General features: G+C 44.8%; 20 protein-coding genes and 1 riboswitch. Of the genes, 5 read left to right on the forward strand and 15 right to left on the reverse strand.

Annotation, left to right across the window (positions count from 1 at the left end; genetic code table 11):
- The first annotated feature begins 81 nt into the window (after positions 1-81).
- The gene (gene dsbB / locus AB4185_RS02490; RefSeq protein ID WP_029235613.1) at positions 82-597 is read left to right on the forward strand and encodes a disulfide bond formation protein DsbB; all 516 of its coding nucleotides are present in this window, start codon (positions 82-84) and stop codon (positions 595-597) included.
- 121 nt (positions 598-718) lie between these two features.
- On the opposite strand, the gene AB4185_RS02495 is transcribed toward dsbB, so the two are convergent.
- Complete coding sequence (locus AB4185_RS02495) at positions 719-1,339, reverse strand: YecA family protein (RefSeq protein WP_102394331.1); 621 nt, start codon at positions 1,337-1,339, stop codon at positions 719-721.
- 175 nt (positions 1,340-1,514) lie between these two features.
- On the opposite strand from AB4185_RS02495, the gene dusC reads away from it, so the two are divergent.
- Complete coding sequence (dusC, locus tag AB4185_RS02500) at positions 1,515-2,471, forward strand: tRNA dihydrouridine(16) synthase DusC (RefSeq protein ID WP_017069187.1); 957 nt, start codon at positions 1,515-1,517, stop codon at positions 2,469-2,471.
- 156 nt (positions 2,472-2,627) lie between these two features.
- Here the strand turns inward: dusC and AB4185_RS02505 are convergent, their stop codons facing one another.
- From AB4185_RS02505 to yfbV, 3 genes are all read right to left on the reverse strand, one after another.
- Complete coding sequence (locus AB4185_RS02505) at positions 2,628-4,094, reverse strand: sensor domain-containing diguanylate cyclase (protein WP_229647109.1); 1,467 nt, start codon at positions 4,092-4,094, stop codon at positions 2,628-2,630.
- Between the two features lie 251 nt (positions 4,095-4,345).
- Positions 4,346-5,311, reverse strand: a complete 966-nt coding sequence (locus AB4185_RS02510) for an ABC transporter substrate-binding protein (RefSeq protein ID WP_017062167.1) — start codon at positions 5,309-5,311, stop codon at positions 4,346-4,348.
- Positions 5,312-5,613: 302 nt separating this feature from the next.
- Positions 5,614-6,066 (reverse strand): terminus macrodomain insulation protein YfbV, encoded by a 453-nt coding sequence (gene yfbV, locus AB4185_RS02515; protein ID WP_017062168.1) that lies wholly within the window; start codon positions 6,064-6,066, stop codon positions 5,614-5,616.
- 341 nt (positions 6,067-6,407) lie between these two features.
- Between yfbV and AB4185_RS02520 the strand changes: the two genes are divergently transcribed.
- Positions 6,408-7,604 carry an acetate kinase gene (locus AB4185_RS02520; RefSeq protein WP_017062169.1) on the forward strand — a complete coding sequence of 399 codons (1,197 nt, stop codon included), beginning with the start codon at positions 6,408-6,410 and terminating at the stop codon, positions 7,602-7,604.
- Between the two features lie 147 nt (positions 7,605-7,751).
- A complete protein-coding gene (gene pta / locus AB4185_RS02525; RefSeq protein WP_017069189.1) occupies positions 7,752-9,917 on the forward strand; it encodes a phosphate acetyltransferase in 2,166 nt (721 codons plus the stop codon).
- 82 nt (positions 9,918-9,999) lie between these two features.
- Here pta and AB4185_RS02530 read toward each other — a convergent pair whose 3' ends face one another.
- From AB4185_RS02530 to moaA, 11 genes are all read right to left on the reverse strand, one after another.
- Entirely contained in the window at positions 10,000-10,938 is a 939-nt protein-coding gene (locus AB4185_RS02530; protein WP_136978363.1) for a glutathione S-transferase family protein, read from the reverse strand.
- Positions 10,939-11,143: 205 nt separating this feature from the next.
- The gene (gene oppF / locus AB4185_RS02535; protein ID WP_017062172.1) at positions 11,144-12,130 is read right to left on the reverse strand and encodes a murein tripeptide/oligopeptide ABC transporter ATP binding protein OppF; all 987 of its coding nucleotides are present in this window, start codon (positions 12,128-12,130) and stop codon (positions 11,144-11,146) included.
- Positions 12,127-13,098 (reverse strand): ABC transporter ATP-binding protein, encoded by a 972-nt coding sequence (locus AB4185_RS02540; RefSeq protein ID WP_012603544.1) that lies wholly within the window; start codon positions 13,096-13,098, stop codon positions 12,127-12,129. Before AB4185_RS02540 ends, oppF begins: the two co-directional genes overlap by 4 nt.
- A gap of 42 nt (positions 13,099-13,140) precedes the next feature.
- Positions 13,141-14,043, reverse strand: coding sequence for an oligopeptide ABC transporter permease OppC (oppC, locus tag AB4185_RS02545; protein ID WP_017062173.1), 903 nt, complete (start codon positions 14,041-14,043; stop codon positions 13,141-13,143).
- Positions 14,044-14,058: 15 nt separating this feature from the next.
- The gene (gene oppB / locus AB4185_RS02550) at positions 14,059-14,979 is read right to left on the reverse strand and encodes an oligopeptide ABC transporter permease OppB (RefSeq protein WP_017062174.1); all 921 of its coding nucleotides are present in this window, start codon (positions 14,977-14,979) and stop codon (positions 14,059-14,061) included.
- 114 nt (positions 14,980-15,093) lie between these two features.
- On the reverse strand, positions 15,094-16,725 hold the full coding sequence (locus AB4185_RS02555; RefSeq protein ID WP_065583971.1) for an ABC transporter substrate-binding protein: 1,632 nt from the start codon (positions 16,723-16,725) through the stop codon (positions 15,094-15,096).
- Between the two features lie 652 nt (positions 16,726-17,377).
- Positions 17,378-17,833, reverse strand: a complete 456-nt coding sequence (gene moaE, locus AB4185_RS02560; RefSeq protein WP_372107068.1) for a molybdopterin synthase catalytic subunit MoaE — start codon at positions 17,831-17,833, stop codon at positions 17,378-17,380.
- Positions 17,834-17,835: 2 nt separating this feature from the next.
- Positions 17,836-18,081 carry a molybdopterin synthase sulfur carrier subunit gene (moaD, locus tag AB4185_RS02565; RefSeq protein WP_017063465.1) on the reverse strand — a complete coding sequence of 82 codons (246 nt, stop codon included), beginning with the start codon at positions 18,079-18,081 and terminating at the stop codon, positions 17,836-17,838.
- Positions 18,078-18,557, reverse strand: a complete 480-nt coding sequence (moaC, locus tag AB4185_RS02570) for a cyclic pyranopterin monophosphate synthase MoaC (RefSeq protein WP_004734026.1) — start codon at positions 18,555-18,557, stop codon at positions 18,078-18,080. Before moaC ends, moaD begins: the two co-directional genes overlap by 4 nt.
- A gap of 12 nt (positions 18,558-18,569) precedes the next feature.
- Positions 18,570-19,082, reverse strand: coding sequence for a molybdenum cofactor biosynthesis protein B (gene moaB / locus AB4185_RS02575; protein WP_004734027.1), 513 nt, complete (start codon positions 19,080-19,082; stop codon positions 18,570-18,572).
- A gap of 86 nt (positions 19,083-19,168) precedes the next feature.
- Positions 19,169-20,158: a GTP 3',8-cyclase MoaA gene (gene moaA / locus AB4185_RS02580; protein ID WP_009848642.1), complete on the reverse strand. Its 990-nt coding sequence runs from the start codon at positions 20,156-20,158 to the stop codon at positions 19,169-19,171.
- Positions 20,147-20,299, reverse strand: a riboswitch (molybdenum cofactor riboswitch). Its footprint overlaps the gene before it by 12 nt.
- A 194-nt stretch (positions 20,300-20,493) precedes the next feature.
- On the opposite strand from moaA, the gene AB4185_RS02585 reads away from it, so the two are divergent.
- Positions 20,494-21,381, forward strand: coding sequence for a YvcK family protein (locus AB4185_RS02585; RefSeq protein WP_017062178.1), 888 nt, complete (start codon positions 20,494-20,496; stop codon positions 21,379-21,381).
- Positions 21,382-21,388: the final 7 nt, after the last annotated feature.

Below are 21,388 nucleotides of genomic sequence, written 5' to 3' on the forward strand. Positions count from 1 at the left end.
AACTTATCCAAGATAAAAAGCTCTGAGTAATCAGGGCTTTTTTATTTTATAGACAGGATTCAATTCGTGAACTTTTTAGCAATGATCAAAGACTTCTCTAAGGGACGTTTATCTTGGCTTTTACTGCTGGCTTTTATTGTCTTTTTTGAAGCGTGCGCTCTCTTCTTCCAACACGTGATGATGCTTGGTCCTTGCGTGATGTGTATCTATGAGCGCGTTGCTATGCTCGCTATCGGTGTTGCCGCCATGATTGGTGCGATTGCCCCGAATAACCCAATATCACGCTGGTTAGGCCTTGCTAGCTGGGGATTTGGCGCATACAAAGGTTTGATGCTTGCTTTAGAGCACGTCGATTACCAGTTCAATCCGTCCCCTTTCGCAACCTGCGACTTATTCGTAACCTTCCCTAGCTGGGCGCCTTTAAACCAATGGGCTCCGTGGATGTTTGAGGCTTACGGCGATTGCAGCAAGGTTGTGTGGCAGTTCTTCGATCTTTCTATGCCTCAGTGGCTAGTAATTATCTTTGCAGGTAACTTGGTTGCTTTCGGTATTGTGGTTATTTCTCAATTTGTGAAGTCGAAAAAGGACTTGCAGTAAGCCGTTGACACTTGGACAACAAAAAAGTCGACCACGAGGTCGACTTTTTTATTACTTAAGCTTTTGAACATATTAAGAGAGTCTGTTATTCACACAAACTAAGTTGCTCAACAAGCCGTGATTAGCTGCTTTTACCGCAGCATTGTTTAAACTTCTTGCCGCTTTCACAAGGGCAAAGGTCGTTTCGACCAATGTCTTTAAACGGGTTCACGCTCTGGGACTTATTGCCCAACATAGCTTCATCCGCTGCCATTGCCACTTCTGAGATCATCAGATCGACTTGACCCACTAAATCGGCAAGCGATGGTGGGTTAGTAAGCCCTGCAGCGATCATTTGTTGTTGAGTTTGCTCTTCATCAATCGCAAGCATCAAGGTGGTTAAGAGCGCTTGCAACATGCGCAGAGTACCATCCGCGACTGTCACGTTCTGCCACTGCTCTTCCACTGTTGGCCAAACCATCATGAAGCCTTCAGAAAAATCAGCGAACTGTTCGTTAAAGTCACCTTCAGCCAGTACGTCTGTTAATAGGTATTCATTACGCTGAATCAGGTTGTGCTGGCGATTAATCTGTTCTGTCACCGTTTTTACCAGCTCTTTACCCGCTTCAGGCGCAACGATAACCAGCCACTCTTCTGGATCGAGTGGTTTGGTCGCTAAGTTAGAGGCAAGGATTGCACCTTCCATAAACTGCGGAGTAATGTCAGTGATTGATTCTGGTAGGCTTAATAATTGATATGTCATGAAAGCTCTGGATATTGGGCATTTTCGATATTATAACGCCATCCTCCCAAAGATGTCGCTATTAAGAGACGAAACCATCATTAAGACATGCACCACACTCATAGTGACAATTCTGTAAGCACACCGTACAATCACGCCTCGAATTTTTCGGTTCATTCAGTTTTGGTAAAGCAACATGCGCGTAATACTTGGCCCTATGGAGGGCGTTCTAGACCACCTAATGCGTGAAATTCTCACAGAGATTAATGATTACGATCTCTGTGTGACAGAGTTTGTGCGCGTCGTAGATCAACTTCTTCCCCCGCATGTGTTCCACCGTATTTGCCCTGAGCTACATCAAGGCTCTCAGACCATGGCTGGTGTGCCAATCCATCTCCAACTTCTAGGGCAACACCCAAATTGGATGGCCGAGAATGCTTTTCAAGCTGCTAGCTTAGGCGCGAAAGGGATCGATCTTAATTTTGGTTGCCCAGCAAAAGCGGTCAACAAAAGTAATGGTGGCGCTTCATTGCTAAAAGAGCCAGAGCTCATCTATCAAGTGGTGAACGCCTGTCGAGAAGCGGTACCGGCACACATTCCTGTGTCCGCAAAGATTCGATTAGGTTGGGAGCATCCGGAAGAGTGCTTTGAAATCGTCGATGCCATCGAACAAGCCAAAGCTGACGAACTCACCGTGCATGCAAGAACCAAAGTTGGCGGCTATAAAGCCAGCGAAATCAAATGGGACTTCATCAATCAAATAAGAGAAAAAACATCTCTGCCGTTGATTGCTAATGGGGAGATCTGGAACTATCAAGATGGTCAAGATTGCATAGAAGCAACAGGCGTCGATTCATTAATGGTCTGCCGTGGTGCTTTCAATATTCCAAACCTTGGTAACGTCGTTAAGCACAACCACCAGAAAATGCCGTGGGATAAAGTCATTGAACTTTTGCTGCGCTATTCAGAGTTTCAAATTAAAGGGGACAAAGGCATGTACTACCCCAATAGAGTGAAGCAGTGGTTTGTTTATCTAAGTAAAGGCTACCCTGAAGCGAACGAACTGTTTAAAGAAATTCGTACTTTCAAAAAGGCGCCACCGATTGTAGAACGCCTTCAGCGTTATCAAGAAGAACGCCGCCAACCTGTTTAAGATTATGTTTAGGGTTAAATACCCAACGCTACAAACGTGTTTACCGGTGCAAATAAGCTTTGCTTGGTAGACACGTTCGCTCTTCCCTCTTTCATTTTCATTTTCATTTTCATTTTCATTTTCATTTTCATACAAAGCATCGATTCAATAACGTGGTTAAAATTCAAGACGGTCTTTACCCGTCGTCTTAGCCACGTACAGCTTTTCATCGGCGTACTTAAATATCTCATCGAAGTTAAGTTTACTTTGCTCAGTTTCAACAATGCAGACACCGCCAGACACCGTAAATCCATTTGGAATAATGTCGGCTGAAGTGGAACAAATCGCATTCTTCACTCGCTCTAATGTTCTCATCAAAGTTTCACGATCTTCGCCTTTCATATAAACGACAAACTCTTCACCGCCAAACCGTGCTGCAACGTCACTGCTTCGAATACTGTTGCTGATCTGACGCGACATATAACGAATCACATCATCCCCCTTATCGTGGCCGTAGGTGTCGTTAATTGACTTAAAATCATCAATATCGAAGACGGTTAATGCAAACAGTTGATCGTGCTCTACACTGCGCCAGAACGCTTCTAAGCCACGACGATTCAATAACCCTGTCATAGGGTCTTTGGCTGCGAGATCTTTGAAGTAACCACGTTCAATATTGGAATTGACGTAGAAGAAGATGGTTACTGAGAACAGATACACAATGATGGCAACAATAAGGCTGTCTTTCTCGTAGACGAAAAAGTGCTCAACCTCTTTCGCGATGTCTAATTTGTAATACATCGCATGGTGAGACGAGACACCATCCAGTTTGATCTCGTGATAAAACGCCGCAGAATCTACCGGAGTCGCTAAAGTGGTATCAATGATATCGATCCGACCTGCAAGATGCTCATTCGAGTTTGCGAGCAGCTTGTCAGCATTAATATCCACCGACAGCATCCCTTGGTGAACGCCTTTATGGAATACAGGGATCGTCATACTGATTATACGGTCAAGGGAATCAAAACGATAACCAGGGCCTGAAAGGGTGAGTTGGTCAGGGTTGTTGGCTGTTTTCTGCCAATAAGGACGACTCTTTATGGTCGAGAGTAACTCTTTGCTCAGCCCTTTGGCAAAACCTTCAGGTGAAGAGATCACATAGCCGCTCGTATCAATAAAGTGCACGCCGGCATGGTATTCATCAAGCTGGGATAAAAATGAAAGAATAGGAGCTAACGCTATTTTTTCTGACGCGCTCTTATAACTATCACTGCTTTCAGAACAAAGAGACTCTTGACCAATTAGCATATAGTCGATATCGACAGAGGGAATGTCTGAGGTTTTACCGTCGGCAAGTAGCAATACATCAATAGGCCAGATTTGGCAAAGACCATCCACAACATGTTTGTTGTGATCAAGAAAGAGAGGGTTTCCTGATTTATAATAGTTGGAGAAGCTGTAGTCTAGGGCTGTCGCCACTTTTGTGGTTCTTTTGAACACATCTTCAATACGATGAAACTCACTACTGATATCTTTTTCTACCGCGTCAAAATGATTCTTTCCTATTAGGCCAAGTAACATCGCGGCGATCACAGCGGGAAACCCGAAAACAAAGGTTAGGCTAAAGTGCCTATTTACTTTCATATAATGTGCTCTTAGCGTTCAGCTATTTTCATTTTCCCCATTAATATTATTACATTAATCGGCAATTCGCTCGACGTAAAATAATGTAAATTGATATTAACGACACACCTAACGGTCAAATAACCGCTTACAAATGAATAAAATAGAGAAGCGCCAACATATAGAGCAGGTGAGTTTGTTATCTGAGCCCATTTCAATGCTGTTAATAATATGACTTATGGCCTATTAGCTCACCTAACACCAAACTCAATTCACCGGCTAATGACCGCACGCTCAATCACAGATTGAGGCACTGTCACGCCAAGCTCACGAGCAGCATCTAGGTTGACCACCAGCTGAGAGCTCTGCGCAGTTTTGACACTCAACTTCCCGGGCTTCTGTCCTTCCAAAATGGCTGCGACATAATCCGCGGTCTGAACCCCAACATCATAATAATCTAGACCTAAACCAGCAATCGCTCCCTTTCCGACATAAGATGTGGCGCCTGCGACGACTGGCGTATCTGCATGGTTAGCCGCTTTGATAAGACCCTCCATGCCGCTTGCAACCGTATTATCGGTCAAGGCATAGATAACATCGGACTTCTTAGCAATGGATTCTGCTTTTGCTTCGACATCGTCAACAGTCAGCGCTTTTTCGGTGTGAAGTGTATAACCGAAATCTCGAGTTGCCTTTCTCAATAACCCAACTAACGCAACGGCATTTGCTTCTGCTGGGTTGTAAACTACACCGATTGAATTAGCTTCAGGGAGCAGTTCTTTGATTAATGACACATGCTGAGTGATCGGAGATAAGTCAGAAAGCCCCGTGACATTACGCCCCGGCTTTTCTAATTGTTTAACGAGCCTAGCGCCGATAGGATCCGTAACCGCGGTAAACACGATAGGAATCGAGCGAGTCGCCGACACTAAGGCTTGTGAAGTCGGTGTCGCGATACCAACAAGTACATGTGGATTTTCACTGACGAGCTCTCTGGCAATCTTGGCTGCCTGAGCCGGGTTACCATTCGCCATTTCATAGGAGAATTCTAAGTTCTTACCGGGTTCATAACCATTGGCTCTCAATCCTTCAAGAAGCCCTAAACGTGTCGCATTCAGATCTGGATGGTCAACAACTTGTGAAACCGACACTTTGGCAACGTTTGCCATTGCATTGCCAGTCCATAGCAACATCAAGCAACTTAAAACCGCTGCCAATACCTTTCTTACAGAACTCATTATCGCTCCCTGAATCAAGCTCTACCCGTCATTACTCGCTCAAAGAGAACAACATCAAAATCACTATTGACATTATTACCAGTAACCATTGATAACTTGAAGTGATATTTAACAAAAATACAACAAAGCTCGAGTTATGTGAGAAAGGTTATATTGACTTCGGAGGAAGGTAAGAAACCAAGTGAATAAGGACAGGTAAGCTAAACGGAAAGTAAGCGAGGTAACAAAAAGAGGAGCAAATCTGAGAACAAGCTATAGAAGATGAATAGTTGTTCTCAGACAAGAGGGAGAGCTGGGATTCTTTAGAACCAACGCTCCATTGAGGATTTATCTAACTGACGAAAGGCACGATTTAAAATGATTGCCAATTCTTTATAGCGAGGGCGCGGCTTCATAGGCTCTAACGCAAAACCCGTTTCAGTGATCTTTTCATGCAGTTCGCGGTACCACGATACTAGCGCCGGCGGAAGTTGTGTATTTGAGCGATTGCCCAACCACCACATACCTTGTAGCGGCAAGCTGATCGCAAACAAAGCCATAACCACAGCCTGTGGCATCGCTTGGTAATTATTAAAGACCATTTGTGTAAGAACACTGATAGCGGCAATCGCAGGCATCACTTTCACGCCAAAGCGGGTCGCTTTAATAATGCGTTGTTCTGGGAAGATCGCGTTTAACTCTTTTCGGACGGGCCAGAGATCCATGTACTTTTGGCCATCTTTTAAACTACTAGCTAAACCAACTCTATTGCTCATATGAGTCTCCCATTAAAAAAAAGTTGAAATCATCAACTAAAAACACAAAAATTTGACGAAAAATAATATTCTTTCAAATTTTTTTGTTATATTTGCACAATATCGCTATTATTTGCAGACCTCAATCTCATTGTTGCCCTTATTTACAATTTAAGCAACTTTGAGAAGACTTCTGCAAGGAATGCACAAGCCTCTTTTTGATAAAGAGCGCTTTCACTTTATACGGAAATTAACGTTTTTTTGACCAAGGTTAGTACGCAAGCCTATGTGCTTCGACTATTCTTGAGATTAATTTTCATCCTTAACTGATTTCGATCAGAAAAATAAACAGGTAGTCATTAATGTCTAAGCTAGTTTTAGTTTTAAACTGTGGTAGTTCTTCTCTTAAATTCGCTGTTGTTGATGCAGAAACAGGTGCAGAGCACCTAACTGGTCTTGCTGAGTGTCTAGGTCTTCCAGAAGCTCGTATGAAGTGGAAACTTGATGGCAAGCATGAAGCACAACTAGGCGCGGGCGCAGCTCACGTAGAAGCACTATCTTTCATGGTAGAAACTATTCTTGCTTCTAAGCCTGAGCTTAAAGCTAACCTTGGCGCTATCGGTCACCGTATCGTACACGGTGGCGAGCAGTTCACTTCTTCTGCACTTATCACTGATGAAGTTCTTAAGGGTATTCAAGACGCTGCGACTTTCGCACCTCTTCACAACCCTGCTCACCTTATCGGTATCGAAGCGGCTCAACAGAACTTCCCTGGTCTACAAAACGTTGCTGTTTTTGACACTGCGTTCCACCAAACAATGCCTTCTGAGTCTTACCTATACGCTCTACCGTACAACCTGTACAAAGAGCACGGCATCCGTCGTTACGGCATGCACGGTACTTCTCACCTATTCATCACTCGTGAAGTTGCAGGCCTACTAAACAAGCCAGTTGAAGAAGTTAACATCATCAACTGTCACCTAGGTAACGGCGCTTCTGTATGTGCAATCAAGAACGGTAAATCTGTAGACACTTCTATGGGTCTTACTCCTCTTGAAGGTCTTGTAATGGGTACTCGTTGTGGTGACCTAGACCCTGCAATCATCTTCCACCTACACGACGCACTTGGTTACTCTGTTGAAGAAATCAACAACATGCTAACTAAAGAGTCTGGTCTTGCTGGTCTAACTGAAGTGACTTCTGACTGTCGTTTCGTTGAAGACAACTACGGTGAGAAAGAAGAAGCAACTCGTGCAATGGACGTGTTCTGTCACCGTCTAGCTAAGTACGTAGCTGGTTACACTGCAACTCTAGAAGGTCGTCTAGACGCAATCACTTTCACTGGCGGCATCGGCGAGAACTCAGGCCCAATCCGTGAAATGGTTCTTAACCGCCTAGGCATCTTCGGTATCGAAGTTGACGGTGAAGCTAACCTTAAAGCTCGTTTCGGCGGCGAAGGTACTATCACTACAGCTAACAGCCGTATCCCTGCAATGGTTATCTCTACTAACGAAGAGCTAGTAATTGCTGAAGACACTGCGAAACTAGCAGGTCTTTAATTGATTTTCCTGACTAGCTTCATTCGAAGCTAGTCAGTTTTTCATATCAAGAAAATGGGGCTCAACTTCTATTCCTACCCCAATTTAAATATCGGTGGGAATAGCAGTTGAGCTTTTTTTATTTCCAATAGTCAAAGGTGTTCGTCAATGTCACGTACTATTATGCTTATCCCTACAAGCGCTGGTGTTGGTCTTACTAGTGTTAGCATGGGTGTTCTTCGCGCTATGGAGCGTAAGGGCGTAAGTGTTTCTTTCTACAAGCCAATCGCTCAGCCTCGCAGCGGTGGTAACCAACCAGATCTAACGTCTACTATCATCAGCGCAAACAGCGACATTAAGATTGGTGAGCCAATCGCAATGACTAAAGCTGAAGCTTTGATCGGTAGCGAAAAAATGGACGAGCTTCTTGAGTCTGTTGTTGAGCAATACAACAAGATCAACAAAGACGCAGAAGTTACGCTAATCGAAGGTCTAGTACCTACTCGTAAGCACCCATTTGCTAACCAAGTGAACGCGGAAATCGCAAAAACACTTGGCGCGGAGATCGTATTCGTTGCGACTCCTGGTACTGACAACCCTACGCAGCTTAAAGAGCGTATAGAAGTAGCATGTTCTAACTTCGGCGGTACTAAGAACAAAAACATCAAAGGCGTAATCATCAACAAGCTTAACGCTCCTGTTGATGAGGCTGGCCGTACTCGCCCTGACCTATCTGAAATCTTTGATGATGCAGACAGCGCTCAGCAAGCGAACCTTGAAGTAATGCAAATCTTCAACTCTAGCCCTATCCGTGTTCTTGGCTGCGTGCCATGGAGCATCGATCTAATCGCAACTCGTGCGGTTGATATGGCTAAGCACCTTAACGCTGAAATCGTTAACGAAGGTGAAATCTCAACTCGTCGTATTAAGAGCATCACTTTCTGTGCACGTTCTCTACCGCACATGATTGAGCACTTCAAACCAGGCTCACTGCTAGTAACTTCTGCAGACCGTCCTGACGTTATCGTTGCTGCGGCTCTTGCTGCGAAAAACGGTGTTGAGATTGGCGCAATCCTGCTTACTGGCGGTTACGACATTCCAGAAAGCATTGCTAACCTTTGTGCACCAGCATTCGCTTCAGGTCTGCCGATCTTCAAGGCTCAAGGTAACACTTGGCAGACATCTCTAAACCTACAGAGCTTCAACCTAGAAGTTCCTGCAGACGATAAAGAGCGTATCGAGTTCGTTAACGATCACGTTGCAAGCCACATTGATGGCCCTTGGATTGATTCTCTATCTGAAGGTACTCAAGGCATCCGTCGTCTAAGCCCACCAGCATTCCGTTACCAGCTAACTGAATTTGCTCGTAAAGCGGCTAAGCGCATCGTTCTTCCTGAAGGTGATGAGCCACGTACAGTTAAAGCTGCGGCTATCTGTGCTGAGCGCGGTATCGCAACGTGTGTACTTCTAGGTAACCCTGAAGAAATCCGTCGCGTTGCAGCGCAGCAAGGTGTTGAGCTTGGCGCTGGCGTTGAGATCATCGATTCTGCATCAGTTCGCGAAAACTACGTAGCTCGTCTAGTAGAACTTCGTGGCGCTAAAGGTATGACTGAAGTTGTTGCTCGTGAGAAGCTAGAAGATTCAGTATTCCTAGGTACTATGATGCTTGAAGCTGGCGAAGTTGACGGCCTAGTTTCTGGTGCTGTTCACACAACGGCGAACACTATCGTTCCTCCGTTCCAGATCATCAAGACTGCTCCTGATGCTTCTATCGTATCTTCGATCTTCTTCATGCTTCTGCCTGATCAAGTTCTTGTATACGGTGACTGTGCGATCAACCCAGATCCAACAGCTGAACAGCTTGCTGAAATCGCTATCCAATCTGCAGATTCTGCTGCGGCATTCGGTATCGACCCACGCGTTGCTATGATCTCTTACTCTACTGGTGAATCTGGTAAGGGTGCAGACGTAGATAAAGTACGTGAAGCAACGAAACTTGCTCAAGAGAAGCGTCCTGATCTAGTGATCGACGGTCCTCTACAGTACGATGCAGCAATCATGGAAAACGTAGCCGCTTCTAAAGCGCCTAACTCTCCAGTTGCAGGTAAAGCGACAGTATTCGTATTCCCAGACTTAAACACGGGTAACACGACTTACAAAGCTGTACAGCGTTCAGCAGATCTAGTATCTATCGGTCCAATGCTTCAAGGTATGCGCAAGCCAGTAAATGACTTGTCTCGTGGCGCTCTAGTAGACGATATCGTTTACACAGTAGCTCTAACGGCTATCCAAGCAGACCAAGCTGCACAAGCTGAAGAAAAAGTAATTAACTAATTTTTCTTTTGTAAAAAGCAAAAACCCTAGATGTTTATCTAGGGTTTTTTTATGTCTGGAGTAAAGGAACTACTTGGTAAGCCTAGCCTCGACCATGTGGTGATTCTAAGTCTAGCTCTGGTCCTTTGGGTACAACTTGAGTCGGATTGATACCAGTGTGGCTGTAGTAGTAGTGACGCTTGATATGATAGAAATCGGTCGTCTCTTTAATACCCTCTATTTGATAGAGCTCTTTTAGATAACCTTGGATATGTTTGTAATCCGCAATTCGTTGCTTGTTACACTTGAAGTGACCCACATACACAGCATCGAATCGAACCAAGGTCGTGAACAACCGCCAATCCGCTTCAGTAATCTGCTCTCCCGCTAAATAACGTTTCTCACTAAGATGCGCATCCACTTTATCTAACGCTTCAAATAACGCTTCATACGCCTCTTCGTAGGCTTCTTGTGTTGTCGCAAAGCCGGTTCGGTATACGCCGTTGTTGATGTTTGGGTAGATATAATCATTCCACTCATCAATCTTCTTGGACAACTCCCACGGGTAGTAATCATCGGTGTTACCCGTTAGCTCGTTAAACTCTGAGTTAAACATGCGAATGATTTCAGACGACTCGTTACTCACAATGGTGTTGGTTTTCTTATCCCACAGCACAGGTACCGTTACTCTACCCGAGTAGTCAGGCTTGGCTTGAGTGTAGATTTGGTGCATGCGGGTATGGCCAAATAGAGGTTCAGGTAACCCCATTTGCCAACCTTCACTCATCATGTCTGGGCAAACAACCGTCACGTCAATGTGATCGGTTAGGTCTTTCAGCTCGCGGAAGATAAGGGTTCGGTGCGCCCAAGGGCAAGCTAACGATACGTATAAGTGATAACGGCCGCTTTCCGGCTCAAACTGCGCGCCCGGTTTGTTCTCTACCCAATGACGAAAGCCCGCATCTTCACGAACAAACTTACCACCGCTTTCTTTCGTGTCGTACCACACATCATGCCAAACACCTTCAACTAATTTGCCCATATCCAAACCTCTGTGATGCTAACTTTTCTCTAGTATAAAAAAAGCCAACTTTTTCAAAACTAGAAAAAGTTGGCTTAGTTGTTCGAATTATTTGATGAAGCTGTTGAGCAAAATATAGGAACTAGGTCTGCAGTACAAAAAAAGCGCGACTCTAAAAACTAGTCGCGCTTAAGCCTGTCACAGGCTGAACCGTTTTAGATTGGCTCTAGACTTGCACGTGCAAGCAAGATACTGCGTGTACGTCATCGCCTTGGATAGTTGGCTTAGTTTGCGCACACGCCTCTGTTGCTTGTGGGCAACGTGTACGGAACACACAACCTGATGGAGGATTGATTGGCGATGGTAAATCACCTTCCAACATCTGGATAGTTTTACTACGCTCTAGACGAGGGTCTGGAATCGGAACGGCAGACATCAACGCCTTGGTGTACGGGTGCTTTGGATCAGAGAATAAGGCATCTGATTCACCAAGCTCTACCGCGTTACCTAGGTACATCACCAAGACACGGTCAGAAATGTGTTTAACCACTGACAAATCGTGCGCGATGAATACCAGCGAAAGACCTAGCTCTTTTTGCAGTTCTTTCAAAAGGTTAACAACTTGAGCTTGGATAGATACGTCAAGTGCAGAAACAGGTTCATCACAGATGATCATCTTAGGTTTCAAGATAAGCGCACGTGCAATACCAATACGCTGACACTGACCACCAGAGAATTCATGAGGGTAACGGTTGATTACGTTGGGTAGTAGACCAACCTTTGCCATCATCTCTTTAACTCTGTCCTTCACTTCTTGTTTAGAAAGTTCAGGGAAGAAAGTCTCTAGAGGCTCAGCAATAATATCGCCTACTGACATACGTGGGTTAAGCGATGCTAGCGGGTCTTGGAAGATCATCTGAATCTCTTTACGAGTCTCACGACGCTTCACTTCCTGCATCTTAGTTAGGTCTTGACCTAACCACATCACTTGACCTTCAGTCGCTTCAACCAAGCCGATAATCGCACGGGCAAAAGTTGATTTACCACAACCAGACTCACCCACTACGCCTAGTGTTTCGCCTTCGTAAAGGTGAACATCAACCCCATCAACCGCTTTAAGGTTTGATGGTTTTGCCCAAGGCCAAGCAGACTTAGCTGCAATGCTAAAGTGAACTTTCAGGTCTTTAATATCTAATAGTAATTCTTTACTCATTTTGTCCAAGTCTCCCAGTCTGAAAAACAAGCACGCTGACGGTCTTTAGCAAATGGCTGCAAAATCGGTGCTTCTTGCTTACAACGGTCCATTACACGGTGACAACGGTCTTGGTAAGGACAACCTGTTGGTAGGCGAAGTAAGTTAGGTGGGTTACCTGGAATCGTCGGTAGAATTTCACCTTCGGTATCCAAACGAGGAATCGCTTTAAGCAAGCCTTCCGCGTATGGGTGGCTTGGCTCGTAGAAGATTTCATCAACCGTGCCGTACTCCATTGTACGACCCGCGTACATCACAAGTACTTTGTCACAAGAACCAGCAACAACACCCAAGTCATGGGTGATCATGATGATTGCCGTATTGAACTCATCTTTAAGTTCGTTCAGCAATTCCATGATTTGCGCTTGAATGGTTACATCCAGTGCCGTTGTTGGTTCATCAGCGATAAGCAATTTAGGACGACACAGCAGTGCCATTGCGATCATCACACGCTGACGCATACCGCCCGAAAATTCGTGCGGATACATGGTAATACGTTTACGAGCTTCAGGAATTTTCACCGCTTCAAGCATGCGTACTGATTCTTCAAACGCTTCTGCTTTACCCATGCCTTTATGCAGCATAAGTACTTCCATCAGCTGATCACTTACTTTCATGTAAGGGTTCAGTGAGGTCATTGGATCTTGGAAGATCATCGCGATTTGTTCAGCACGAACCTTGTTCAGTGCTTTTTCAGGCAGGTTGAGAATTTCATTGCCTTCAAACTTTGCACTGCCTGAGATGATGCCGTTCTTAGCCAGCAGCCCCATCAGTGCAAATACCGTTTGTGATTTACCTGAACCCGACTCACCAACAATACCCAGCGTTTCGCCTTGGTTAAGTGAGAAGTTCAAGTCGTTTACTGCGGTTACGATACCATCTTGTGTGGTAAATTCGACGCGCAGATCTTTGACATCTAATAAGCTCATTATTGCTTCCTTAATCTTTTATAGCTTTTAATTGCTATTTCGTTATCTGTCTTTTGGATCAAGCGCGTCGCGCAGACCATCACCTACGTAGTTAAAGCAGAACAGCGTAACTACCATGAATGCCGCAGGGAATGTCAATTGCCAGATTGCAACTTCCATTGTTTGCGAACCTTCTTGAAGCAATGCGCCCCAGCTTGTCATAGGCTCTTGAACACCAAGACCAAGGAAAGATAAGAATGATTCTGTAAGGATCATGCTTGGAATAAGCAACGTAGAGTAAACCGCTACGATACCCAGTACGTTTGGTACGATGTGACGTGTAATGATCTTCCATTTGCTTACACCACATACGTGTGCAGCTTCAATGAACTCTTTACTACGTAGGCTCAACGTTTGACCACGTACAATACGCGCCATATCTAGCCAAGCAATCGCACCAATAGCAACGAAGATTAGGACGATGTTACGACCAAAGAACGTTACCAGTACGATTACTAGGAACATGAATGGCACTGCGTACAAGATCTCTAGGATACGCATCATCACTCGGTCAGTACGACCGCCGATGAAGCCTGAAGCTGCACCGTAAAGCGTACCAATCAGTACCGCTACGAAGGCACCCATCACACCAACCATCAATGAGATGCGGCCACCGACAAGAGTACGAACGTACAAATCACGACCTAAGCTATCGGTACCAAACCAGTGATCCGCATTCGGACCAACGTGCATTGCGTACCAGTCAGTATCATCATAAGTGTACTGAGCCAGCATTGGTAAGAAGATAACTGCCAGTACCATAAGCGTAAGAATGAACAGACTCACCATCGCAGCTTTGTTTCGCATGAAACGAATGCGCGCGTCCTGCCACAAACTACGACCTTCAATCTCTAAGCTCTCAGAGAACTTTTCGATCGCTTCTAAATTTTCTTTTTTCTTCAACATAACCATGCGTCCCTGTTAGTAGCGAATTTTCGGGTCAATAAGCGCTAGCAAAATATCAACGATTGCGTTGAACAAGATGAATAGGAAACCAATCAAGATGGTTACACCCATTACTAGCGAGTAGTCACGGTTAAACGCGGCGTTAACAAACAGCTTACCGATACCTGGTAGGCCGAAGATGGTTTCAACAACAACTGAACCTGTGATGATACCTACGAACGCAGGTCCCATGTAAGAAACAACAGGTAGCATTGCTGGCTTAAGTGCATGTTTTAGAATGATATAACGGTAGCTTAGACCTTTTGCACGTGCAGTTCGGATAAAGTTACTGTTTAGCGTTTCAATCATGCTACCACGAGTAATACGAGCAAAGGTTGCTACGTAAAGAAGAGACATCGCGATAACAGGCAGCACGATGTACATGAATGTACCGCCATGCCAACCACCTGCTGGGAATATGTTCCAGTGCAGGGAGAAAAGGTAAATAAGCGCCGGTGCCAACACGAAAGATGGCATTACCACCCCGAGCATGGCGGTCGACATTATGGTGTAGTCGACCCAGGTGTTGTGCTTCAAGGCGGCAATGGTTCCGACCGTTACCCCCATCAATAATGTGAAGATAAAAGCAACGAAACCTACCTTCGCAGATACTGGAAGTGCAACCGCGATCAGCTCATTTACTGTGTAATCTTGGTATTTAAAAGAGGGACCGAAGTCACCTTGTAAGATATTTGTCAAATACGTGGTGTATTGTTCAAACACTGGTTTATCTAAGCCGTATTTAGCTTCGATGTTAGCCATAACTTCTGGCGGTAATGGACGCTCGCTTGAAAACGGGTTACCCGGTGCGAAACGCATGAGAAAGAAAGATATAGTGATCAACACCAACATGGTTGGAATCGCTTCAAATATCCTTTTCATAATGAATTTAAGCATAAACTCACTCTTTCAGTCTGTGACAATTAAAATTAGAAAGACGCTACATGCGCGCCCTGCGCATGTAGTGCCTGTATCGTTATAGTTATATTAACTTTTTAGAATCGAAGCTTATTATTGAGCTTTGATGTATAGGTCTTTCGAGAAGATCTTGTCTTCCGCGTTGTTGATTGGGAAACCACCAACATGCGGGTTAAGTAGACGAGATTTCACGTATTGGTAGATAGGAGCAATTGGCATGTCGTTTGCCATTAGCGCCTCAGCTTCTAGGTAAAGTGCTTTGCGCTCTTCTTCTGAAGTTGAGTTAAGTGCTTTATCGATGATCTTATCGTAAGCCGCGCTGTCGTAGTGAACACCACCGGTAGTGTTGTTACTCTTCATTAGCGTCAGGAACGAAGACGCTTCATTGTAGTCACCACACCAACCAGCACGTGCTACTTCGAAGTCACCAGAATCTTTAGAAGATAGGTACGTTTTCCACTCTTGGTTCTCAAGTGTTACAGAAAGACCCAGTGTTTTCTTCCACATAGAACCTAGCGCTACAGCAATCTTCTTGTGGTTCTCTGAAGTGTTGTAAAGCAGGTTGAATTTAAGTGGGTTGTCTTTACCGTAACCCGCTTCTTCAAGAAGACGTTCCGCTTCTGCGTTACGCTCTTTCTGAGACATCTTGCCGTAAGCAGGTAGCTCAGGATCGAAGCCAGCTGTGATTTCAGGCGTTAGGAAATACGCAGGTTTTTGACCTTGCGCTAGGATAGCACCTGTTACGATATCACGGTCGATCGCGTAAGAGATTGCTTGACGAACACGAACATCATCAAATGGTGCTTTCTTCGTATTGAAGATGTAGTAGTAAGTACATAGGTTACCCGCTACAGATACATCTTCTGCGTACTCTTTTTGAAGACGCTTGAAGTGCTCAGTTGGAAGTTCGTTTGTGAAATCGATTTCACCAGATAGGAAACGGTTCATTTCCGCTACTTGGTTTTCGATTGGTAGGAACGTTACTTTGTTAAGAACTGTTTTATCGTTGTCCCAGTACTGTTCGTTACGCTTGAGTACTAGACGCTCGTTAACAACCCATTTATCAACAGAGAATGCACCGTTGCCAACAAAGTGCTCTGGCTTAGTCCACTGGTCACCGTATTTTTCAACAGTTGCCTGGTGTACTGGCTTCATTGTTGTGTGGCCCATCATCATTACGAAGTATGGTACCGCTGTTTCTAATTCAACAACTAGAGTGTTTGCATCCACTGCTTTAACGCCTAGTTCACTCTTGTCTTTCTTACCCGCTACGATATCTTTCGCATTCGCCATCTTGGTGTATTCCATGTACCAAGCGTATGGAGAAGCCGTTGCAGGATCAACTGCACGTTGCCAGCTGTATACAAAATCTTGAGCTGTTACAGGATCGCCGTTAGACCATTTTGCGTCTTTGCGTAGGTGGAAAGTGAATGTTTTGTTGTCTGTCGTTTCCCAGCTTTCCGCAACACCAGGGATAGTGTTGCCGTCGCCGTCTTGGTTCACTAGACCTTCTAGAAGATCACGAATTACGTGAGATTCTGGTACACCTTGAGATTTGTGTGGGTCGATAGTTGCAACTTCAGTACCGTTACCGCGAACAAGTTCCTGAACTTTTGCCAGTTCTGTGCCTGCTGGAACTTCAGCAGCGATAGAAAGAGTAGAAGAGGCAGCCACTGCCAAACCAGCACCTAGAAGAAGGGCCTGAGTGATTTTATTCTTGTACATTTAATAAACTCCAAGTTTTATGTATTGCATCCATGACTTCTTTGCTTGGTTCACTGAACGGCAGTGATTTAGATTTATTTAGCTCAAAATTTAAGCATAAAAATCTAAAACCTTACAAAGATTGAGGCACACACTATCAACCATTGAAGTAATTTGCCACAAACAAGTCGCAAAAAATCGGATAATTCTCCGAAATACTTAAGGTATCAGTGTAAATATCTAAAAAACCCCAAATCAGTAGTGACTTGCGTAGAGGGATTAATTAAAAAACAGCCTTTAGTGTTGATGTATCTGTGTTGATACTTTTTTTTAGCATCTTATGCTAGAACACTGAGCGCAAATTAACATTAACGCCACATGAAATCTAATTGCACATCACATATCACCTAAACCGTCTACACTATTTGTGAGGATAATCACTTTATACAAGACAGCATAATGCTCTGCACCAAACCGGGTTATCCAATGCACCAATTAAGACAAAATTACGCGCTGAATTTATATGCAACCACAATGAATTATCATTTGTCAAATCAATGATTATCTATAAATAGATTTATAGCAGGTACAAAAAAACCGACCTAAGTGGTCGGTTTTTGACTGTCTCATATACAAATGAGTGAATGCTGAAGCAACATCACTTTAAGAGAAATTACTTCTCCCAGCGTTCCGCTGCTTTCGTGTCTGAATCACGAGAATCAACCCAACGCGTCGTTTCGGTCGTGCGTTCCTTTTTCCAAAAGGGAGCCTTGGTTTTCAGGAAGTCCATAACGAATTCACAGGCTTCAAATGCAGCACCACGGTGTGCACTGGATACACCAACGTAAACAATCTGGTCGCCGATATCTAAGTCACCTATACGGTGGATAACACGCATCTTCTGAATAGGCCAGCGAGCCTCAGCTTGGTCACAGATCTCGCTCAGTGATTTTTCTGTCATACCCGGATAGTGCTCCAGAGACAAACCAATCACATTGTCGCCAAGGTTCATGTCGCGAACTTTACCAACGAACGTCACAATCGCTCCGGCAGCTGTACCTTGAGCCAAGTAGTCGTATTCGTCGCCTACCGAGAAGTCCTCAGCTGTCACTAATACTCTTGGATCCATGCTTAGCCTCCAGTCACTGGTGGGAAGAAAGCCACTTCGTCGCCGTCTTTCACTTCAGCTGTCAGAGGTACGATTGATTGGTTAAGTGCAGCCAGAAGCTTCCCCTCTTCCAATGCGATATCCCATTTGCCTTCTTGTGTCACAAGATGACTACGAATCGCTTCAATCGTCTTAAATTGTGCATCAACTTCAACGCTGTCCACACCAACAAGTTCACGAGTTTGAGCAAAGAAAAGTACTGTAATCATGACTCCACCTTAAAGTGACCAGATTTACCACCTGTCTTCTCTAGCAGGCGCACGTTTTCGATAACAATGTCTTTCTGAACAGCTTTACACATATCGTAAATCGTTAACGCAGCCACAGAAGCAGCCGTTAGCGCTTCCATCTCTACGCCCGTCTTACCCGCAAGCTTACAAACAGATTCGATGCGAACCTTGTTTTCAGACTCGATAGCTTCAAGCTGCACTTCTACTTTAGTTAATAGCAGAGGGTGACACAGGGGAATCAGATCCCACGTCTTCTTCGCCGCTTGAATACCCGCAATACGTGCCGTTGCGAAAACATCACCTTTATGGTGGCTACCAGAGACAATCAGCTCTAGCGTTTCTGCCGACATTTGAACGAAGGCTTCCGCTCTCGCTTCACGTACTGTTTCCGCTTTAGCCGATACATCGACCATGTTTGCTTCGCCAGACGCGTTAATGTGTGTAAATTGGCTCATACTCAAACCGCCTTATACAGAAAGGTGTGGCATGAAGTTACAAGGACGGTGGCTAGCATCCATCTGTTGCTTGATGATCTTAGTCCAACCGGTGCGGCAAGCGCCTGTAGAACCTGGCATCGCAAAGATAACCGTGTGGTTAGCAAAACCCGCAATCGCACGAGATTGAATTGTCGAAGTACCGATCTCTTCGTAAGATACTTGACGGAATAGCTCACCAAAGCCTTCTACTTCTTTGTCGAACAGTGGCTTAAGCGCTTCAGGCGTGCTGTCACGAGAAGTGAAACCAGTACCACCCGTGATCATGATAGCTTGTACGCTTTCATCAGCGATCCATTTAGATACGATCGCACGGATCTTGTACATGTCATCAATAACGATTTGCTTATCAACCACGTTGTGACCCGCTTCTTTAGCATGCTCTGCTAGGTAACCGCCTGAAGTGTCGTTTTCTTCTGTACGAGTATCTGAAACCGTTAGTACTGCGATGTTTGCTGCTTGGAATTTGCTTTCTGCGTGACCCATTTGTTCACCTATATAAATTTTTCATTAGACTGATTCGCCCAGCCTGAAGAAGCTGAGCGATAAAATGCTTTAGAGTGTGTAGCGGGTTAACCGCCGATTGACGCCAAGTTTGGAGTCATGCCGCTGTTGCCATCGTGTAAGAAGTGGCTAACGGACTTGGTTTGAAGCTGAGCCTGAATTCGATCAATGAGTTCTTGCTCTTGTTGATCTTCTTGAATCAGATCTCTCAGTTCAACACCATGGTCGCCAAACAGACATAAGTGAAGTTTACCGGTCGCAGAAACGCGCAGTCGGTTACAACTCTCACAAAAGTCTTTCTCGTAAGGCATGATCAAACCGATTTCACCCTTGTAGTCTGGGTGGACAAACACTTGCGCCGGGCCATCGTTAACGGCTTTGACTTTTAACAGCCAACCATTAGCAATAAGCTGGTTGCGAATCGCAACGCCAGACACATGATGTTTATCGAACAACTCGTCCATCTCGCCGGTTTTCATCAGCTCGATAAAACGTAATTGAATAGGTTTGTCTTTGATCCAATTAAGGAAGGCTGGTAATTCCTGACTATTGAGGTCTTTCATTAATACGACGTTGACTTTGACTTGTTCAAAGCCAACCTCAAACGCTTTATCAATGCCTCGCATAACCTCAGTAAACTTATTCTCACCAGTGATCTGATGGAACATGCGCGAATCTAAACTATCCACGCTCACGTTTATATGGGTTAAACCAGCATCACGCCATTGCCCTACTTGTTTCTCCATGCGGTAGCCATTCGTTGTGGTGGCTACTTTTTCGATGCCTGGAGTAGAAGCAACGGTATGTATGATTTCAGGAAAGTCTTTACGCAGACTCGGCTCTCCGCCTGTAATGCGGATCTTTGAGGTACCACAATCTGCAAACGCTTTAACAACGCGTTTGATCTCGGGAACACTTAAAAAAGACGAGTTTTTTTGCCCTGACGGTTTGTAACCATCTGGTAAGCAGTAAGTACATTTAAAGTTACAGACGTCTGTAACCGACAAGCGCAAGTAATAAAACTTGCGATGGAATCTATCTTCGAATTGTTGCGCCACGGAACACCTTTCCAAACACGGGAGGCATAATCATTTCCAATTAAGCCCTTGTGACAACATGTCACTGGCTCTTGATGCGTATCGGTACAGCAAATACCACTGTGCGACTTAGCATGCGAGAGCTCGGAGTTATGGCAACTGAGCGTTATATTCACACGCGCAGTAGCTGAGTAATAAAATACTTAATATTTGTACGTGAATCTAGCTCTGATGGTAAAAAACGGGTCACATCGGCAAAAAAAACGTATCAAACGCTCAAAATAACTCTTGTTGAGTATATAGCGAGAAGCATTTAACCTAAATTATAGTTGGTAATAACCTAACAAGAACAATAAATGAATATTTACTCTTCAAAGAAAGTCGTAGCAATCGGCGGTGGCCATGGCTTAGGTCGCATGTTAGCTGCATTAAAAGACTTTGGTAACAACGCAACTGGCATTGTTGCAACGACAGATAACGGCGGTTCCACCGGACGTATTAGAGATTGCCAAGGTGGCATCGCATGGGGAGATACACGCAACTGTATCAACCAATTAATCACAGAGCCTTCAATCAGTTCGATGATGTTCGAATACCGCTTTCGTGGTCAAGGTGAGCTAGACGGTCATAACTTGGGTAACCTAATGCTGACGGCGTTAGACAACCTTTCCGTTCGCCCATTGGAAGCAATTAACCTGATTCGAAATATGCTCAAGGTCGATGTCAATATCGTGCCGATGACTGAGCATCCTTCAGACCTCACGGCTCTATCAATGGACGGCCGCTGGGTTACCGGCGAAACCAACGTTGATGACATGACGGAAAAGCTGCGCATGATGGACTTGTCTCCAGAAGTGCCAGCAACCAAAGAAGCCGTTGCTGCCGTTGAGCAAGCAGACTGCATTGTCCTTGGCCCTGGAAGCTTTTTAACCAGTGTGATGCCCCCTCTTCTCCTTCCAGAGATTGGCAAAGCAATCTCTGAGAACACCAAGGCAAAAGTTATCTTCGTTGAAAACCTTTCACCAGAGCACGGTCCCGCAGGGAAAATGACGCTTCAAGAGCAATTGGAGTGGTGTGAACGTACCTGTAAGGCAAGGAAAATAGACATCGTGTTAGGCAATGAACCTCACCCGGAACTAGAAGTGCAATGGAATTGTGTGACCACAGATCTTGCATCGGCAAACCGAGATTGGCGACACGACCGTGTGAAGCTTCAACAAGCCATTGAAGCCCAGTTGGCGTAGCCATAGG

It is taken from the genome of Vibrio sp. 10N.286.48.F5 (genome assembly GCF_041469785.1).
Taxonomy (GTDB): Bacteria; Pseudomonadota; Gammaproteobacteria; order Enterobacterales; family Vibrionaceae; genus Vibrio; species Vibrio crassostreae_C.

Excerpts from the sequence above, each read along its gene's own strand:
- dsbB (WP_029235613.1), top strand. The coding sequence starts at position 82 with ATGATCAAAGACTTCTCTAAGGGACGTTTATCTTGGCTTTTACTGCTG.
- AB4185_RS02495 (WP_102394331.1), bottom strand. The coding sequence starts at position 1,339 with ATGACATATCAATTATTAAGCCTACCAGAATCAATCACTGACATTACT.
- dusC (WP_017069187.1), top strand. The coding sequence starts at position 1,515 with ATGCGCGTAATACTTGGCCCTATGGAGGGCGTTCTAGACCACCTAATG.
- AB4185_RS02505 (WP_229647109.1), bottom strand. The coding sequence starts at position 4,094 with ATGAAAGTAAATAGGCACTTTAGCCTAACCTTTGTTTTCGGGTTTCCC.
- AB4185_RS02510 (WP_017062167.1), bottom strand. The coding sequence starts at position 5,311 with ATGAGTTCTGTAAGAAAGGTATTGGCAGCGGTTTTAAGTTGCTTGATG.
- yfbV (WP_017062168.1), bottom strand. The coding sequence starts at position 6,066 with ATGAGCAATAGAGTTGGTTTAGCTAGTAGTTTAAAAGATGGCCAAAAG.
- AB4185_RS02520 (WP_017062169.1), top strand. The coding sequence starts at position 6,408 with ATGTCTAAGCTAGTTTTAGTTTTAAACTGTGGTAGTTCTTCTCTTAAA.
- pta (WP_017069189.1), top strand. The coding sequence starts at position 7,752 with ATGTCACGTACTATTATGCTTATCCCTACAAGCGCTGGTGTTGGTCTT.
- AB4185_RS02530 (WP_136978363.1), bottom strand. The coding sequence starts at position 10,938 with ATGGGCAAATTAGTTGAAGGTGTTTGGCATGATGTGTGGTACGACACG.
- oppF (WP_017062172.1), bottom strand. The coding sequence starts at position 12,130 with ATGAGTAAAGAATTACTATTAGATATTAAAGACCTGAAAGTTCACTTT.
- AB4185_RS02540 (WP_012603544.1), bottom strand. The coding sequence starts at position 13,098 with ATGAGCTTATTAGATGTCAAAGATCTGCGCGTCGAATTTACCACACAA.
- oppC (WP_017062173.1), bottom strand. The coding sequence starts at position 14,043 with ATGTTGAAGAAAAAAGAAAATTTAGAAGCGATCGAAAAGTTCTCTGAG.
- oppB (WP_017062174.1), bottom strand. The coding sequence starts at position 14,979 with ATGCTTAAATTCATTATGAAAAGGATATTTGAAGCGATTCCAACCATG.
- AB4185_RS02555 (WP_065583971.1), bottom strand. The coding sequence starts at position 16,725 with ATGTACAAGAATAAAATCACTCAGGCCCTTCTTCTAGGTGCTGGTTTG.
- moaE (WP_372107068.1), bottom strand. The coding sequence starts at position 17,833 with ATGGATCCAAGAGTATTAGTGACAGCTGAGGACTTCTCGGTAGGCGAC.
- moaD (WP_017063465.1), bottom strand. The coding sequence starts at position 18,081 with ATGATTACAGTACTTTTCTTTGCTCAAACTCGTGAACTTGTTGGTGTG.
- moaC (WP_004734026.1), bottom strand. The coding sequence starts at position 18,557 with ATGAGCCAATTTACACACATTAACGCGTCTGGCGAAGCAAACATGGTC.
- moaB (WP_004734027.1), bottom strand. The coding sequence starts at position 19,082 with ATGGGTCACGCAGAAAGCAAATTCCAAGCAGCAAACATCGCAGTACTA.
- AB4185_RS02585 (WP_017062178.1), top strand. The coding sequence starts at position 20,494 with ATGAATATTTACTCTTCAAAGAAAGTCGTAGCAATCGGCGGTGGCCAT.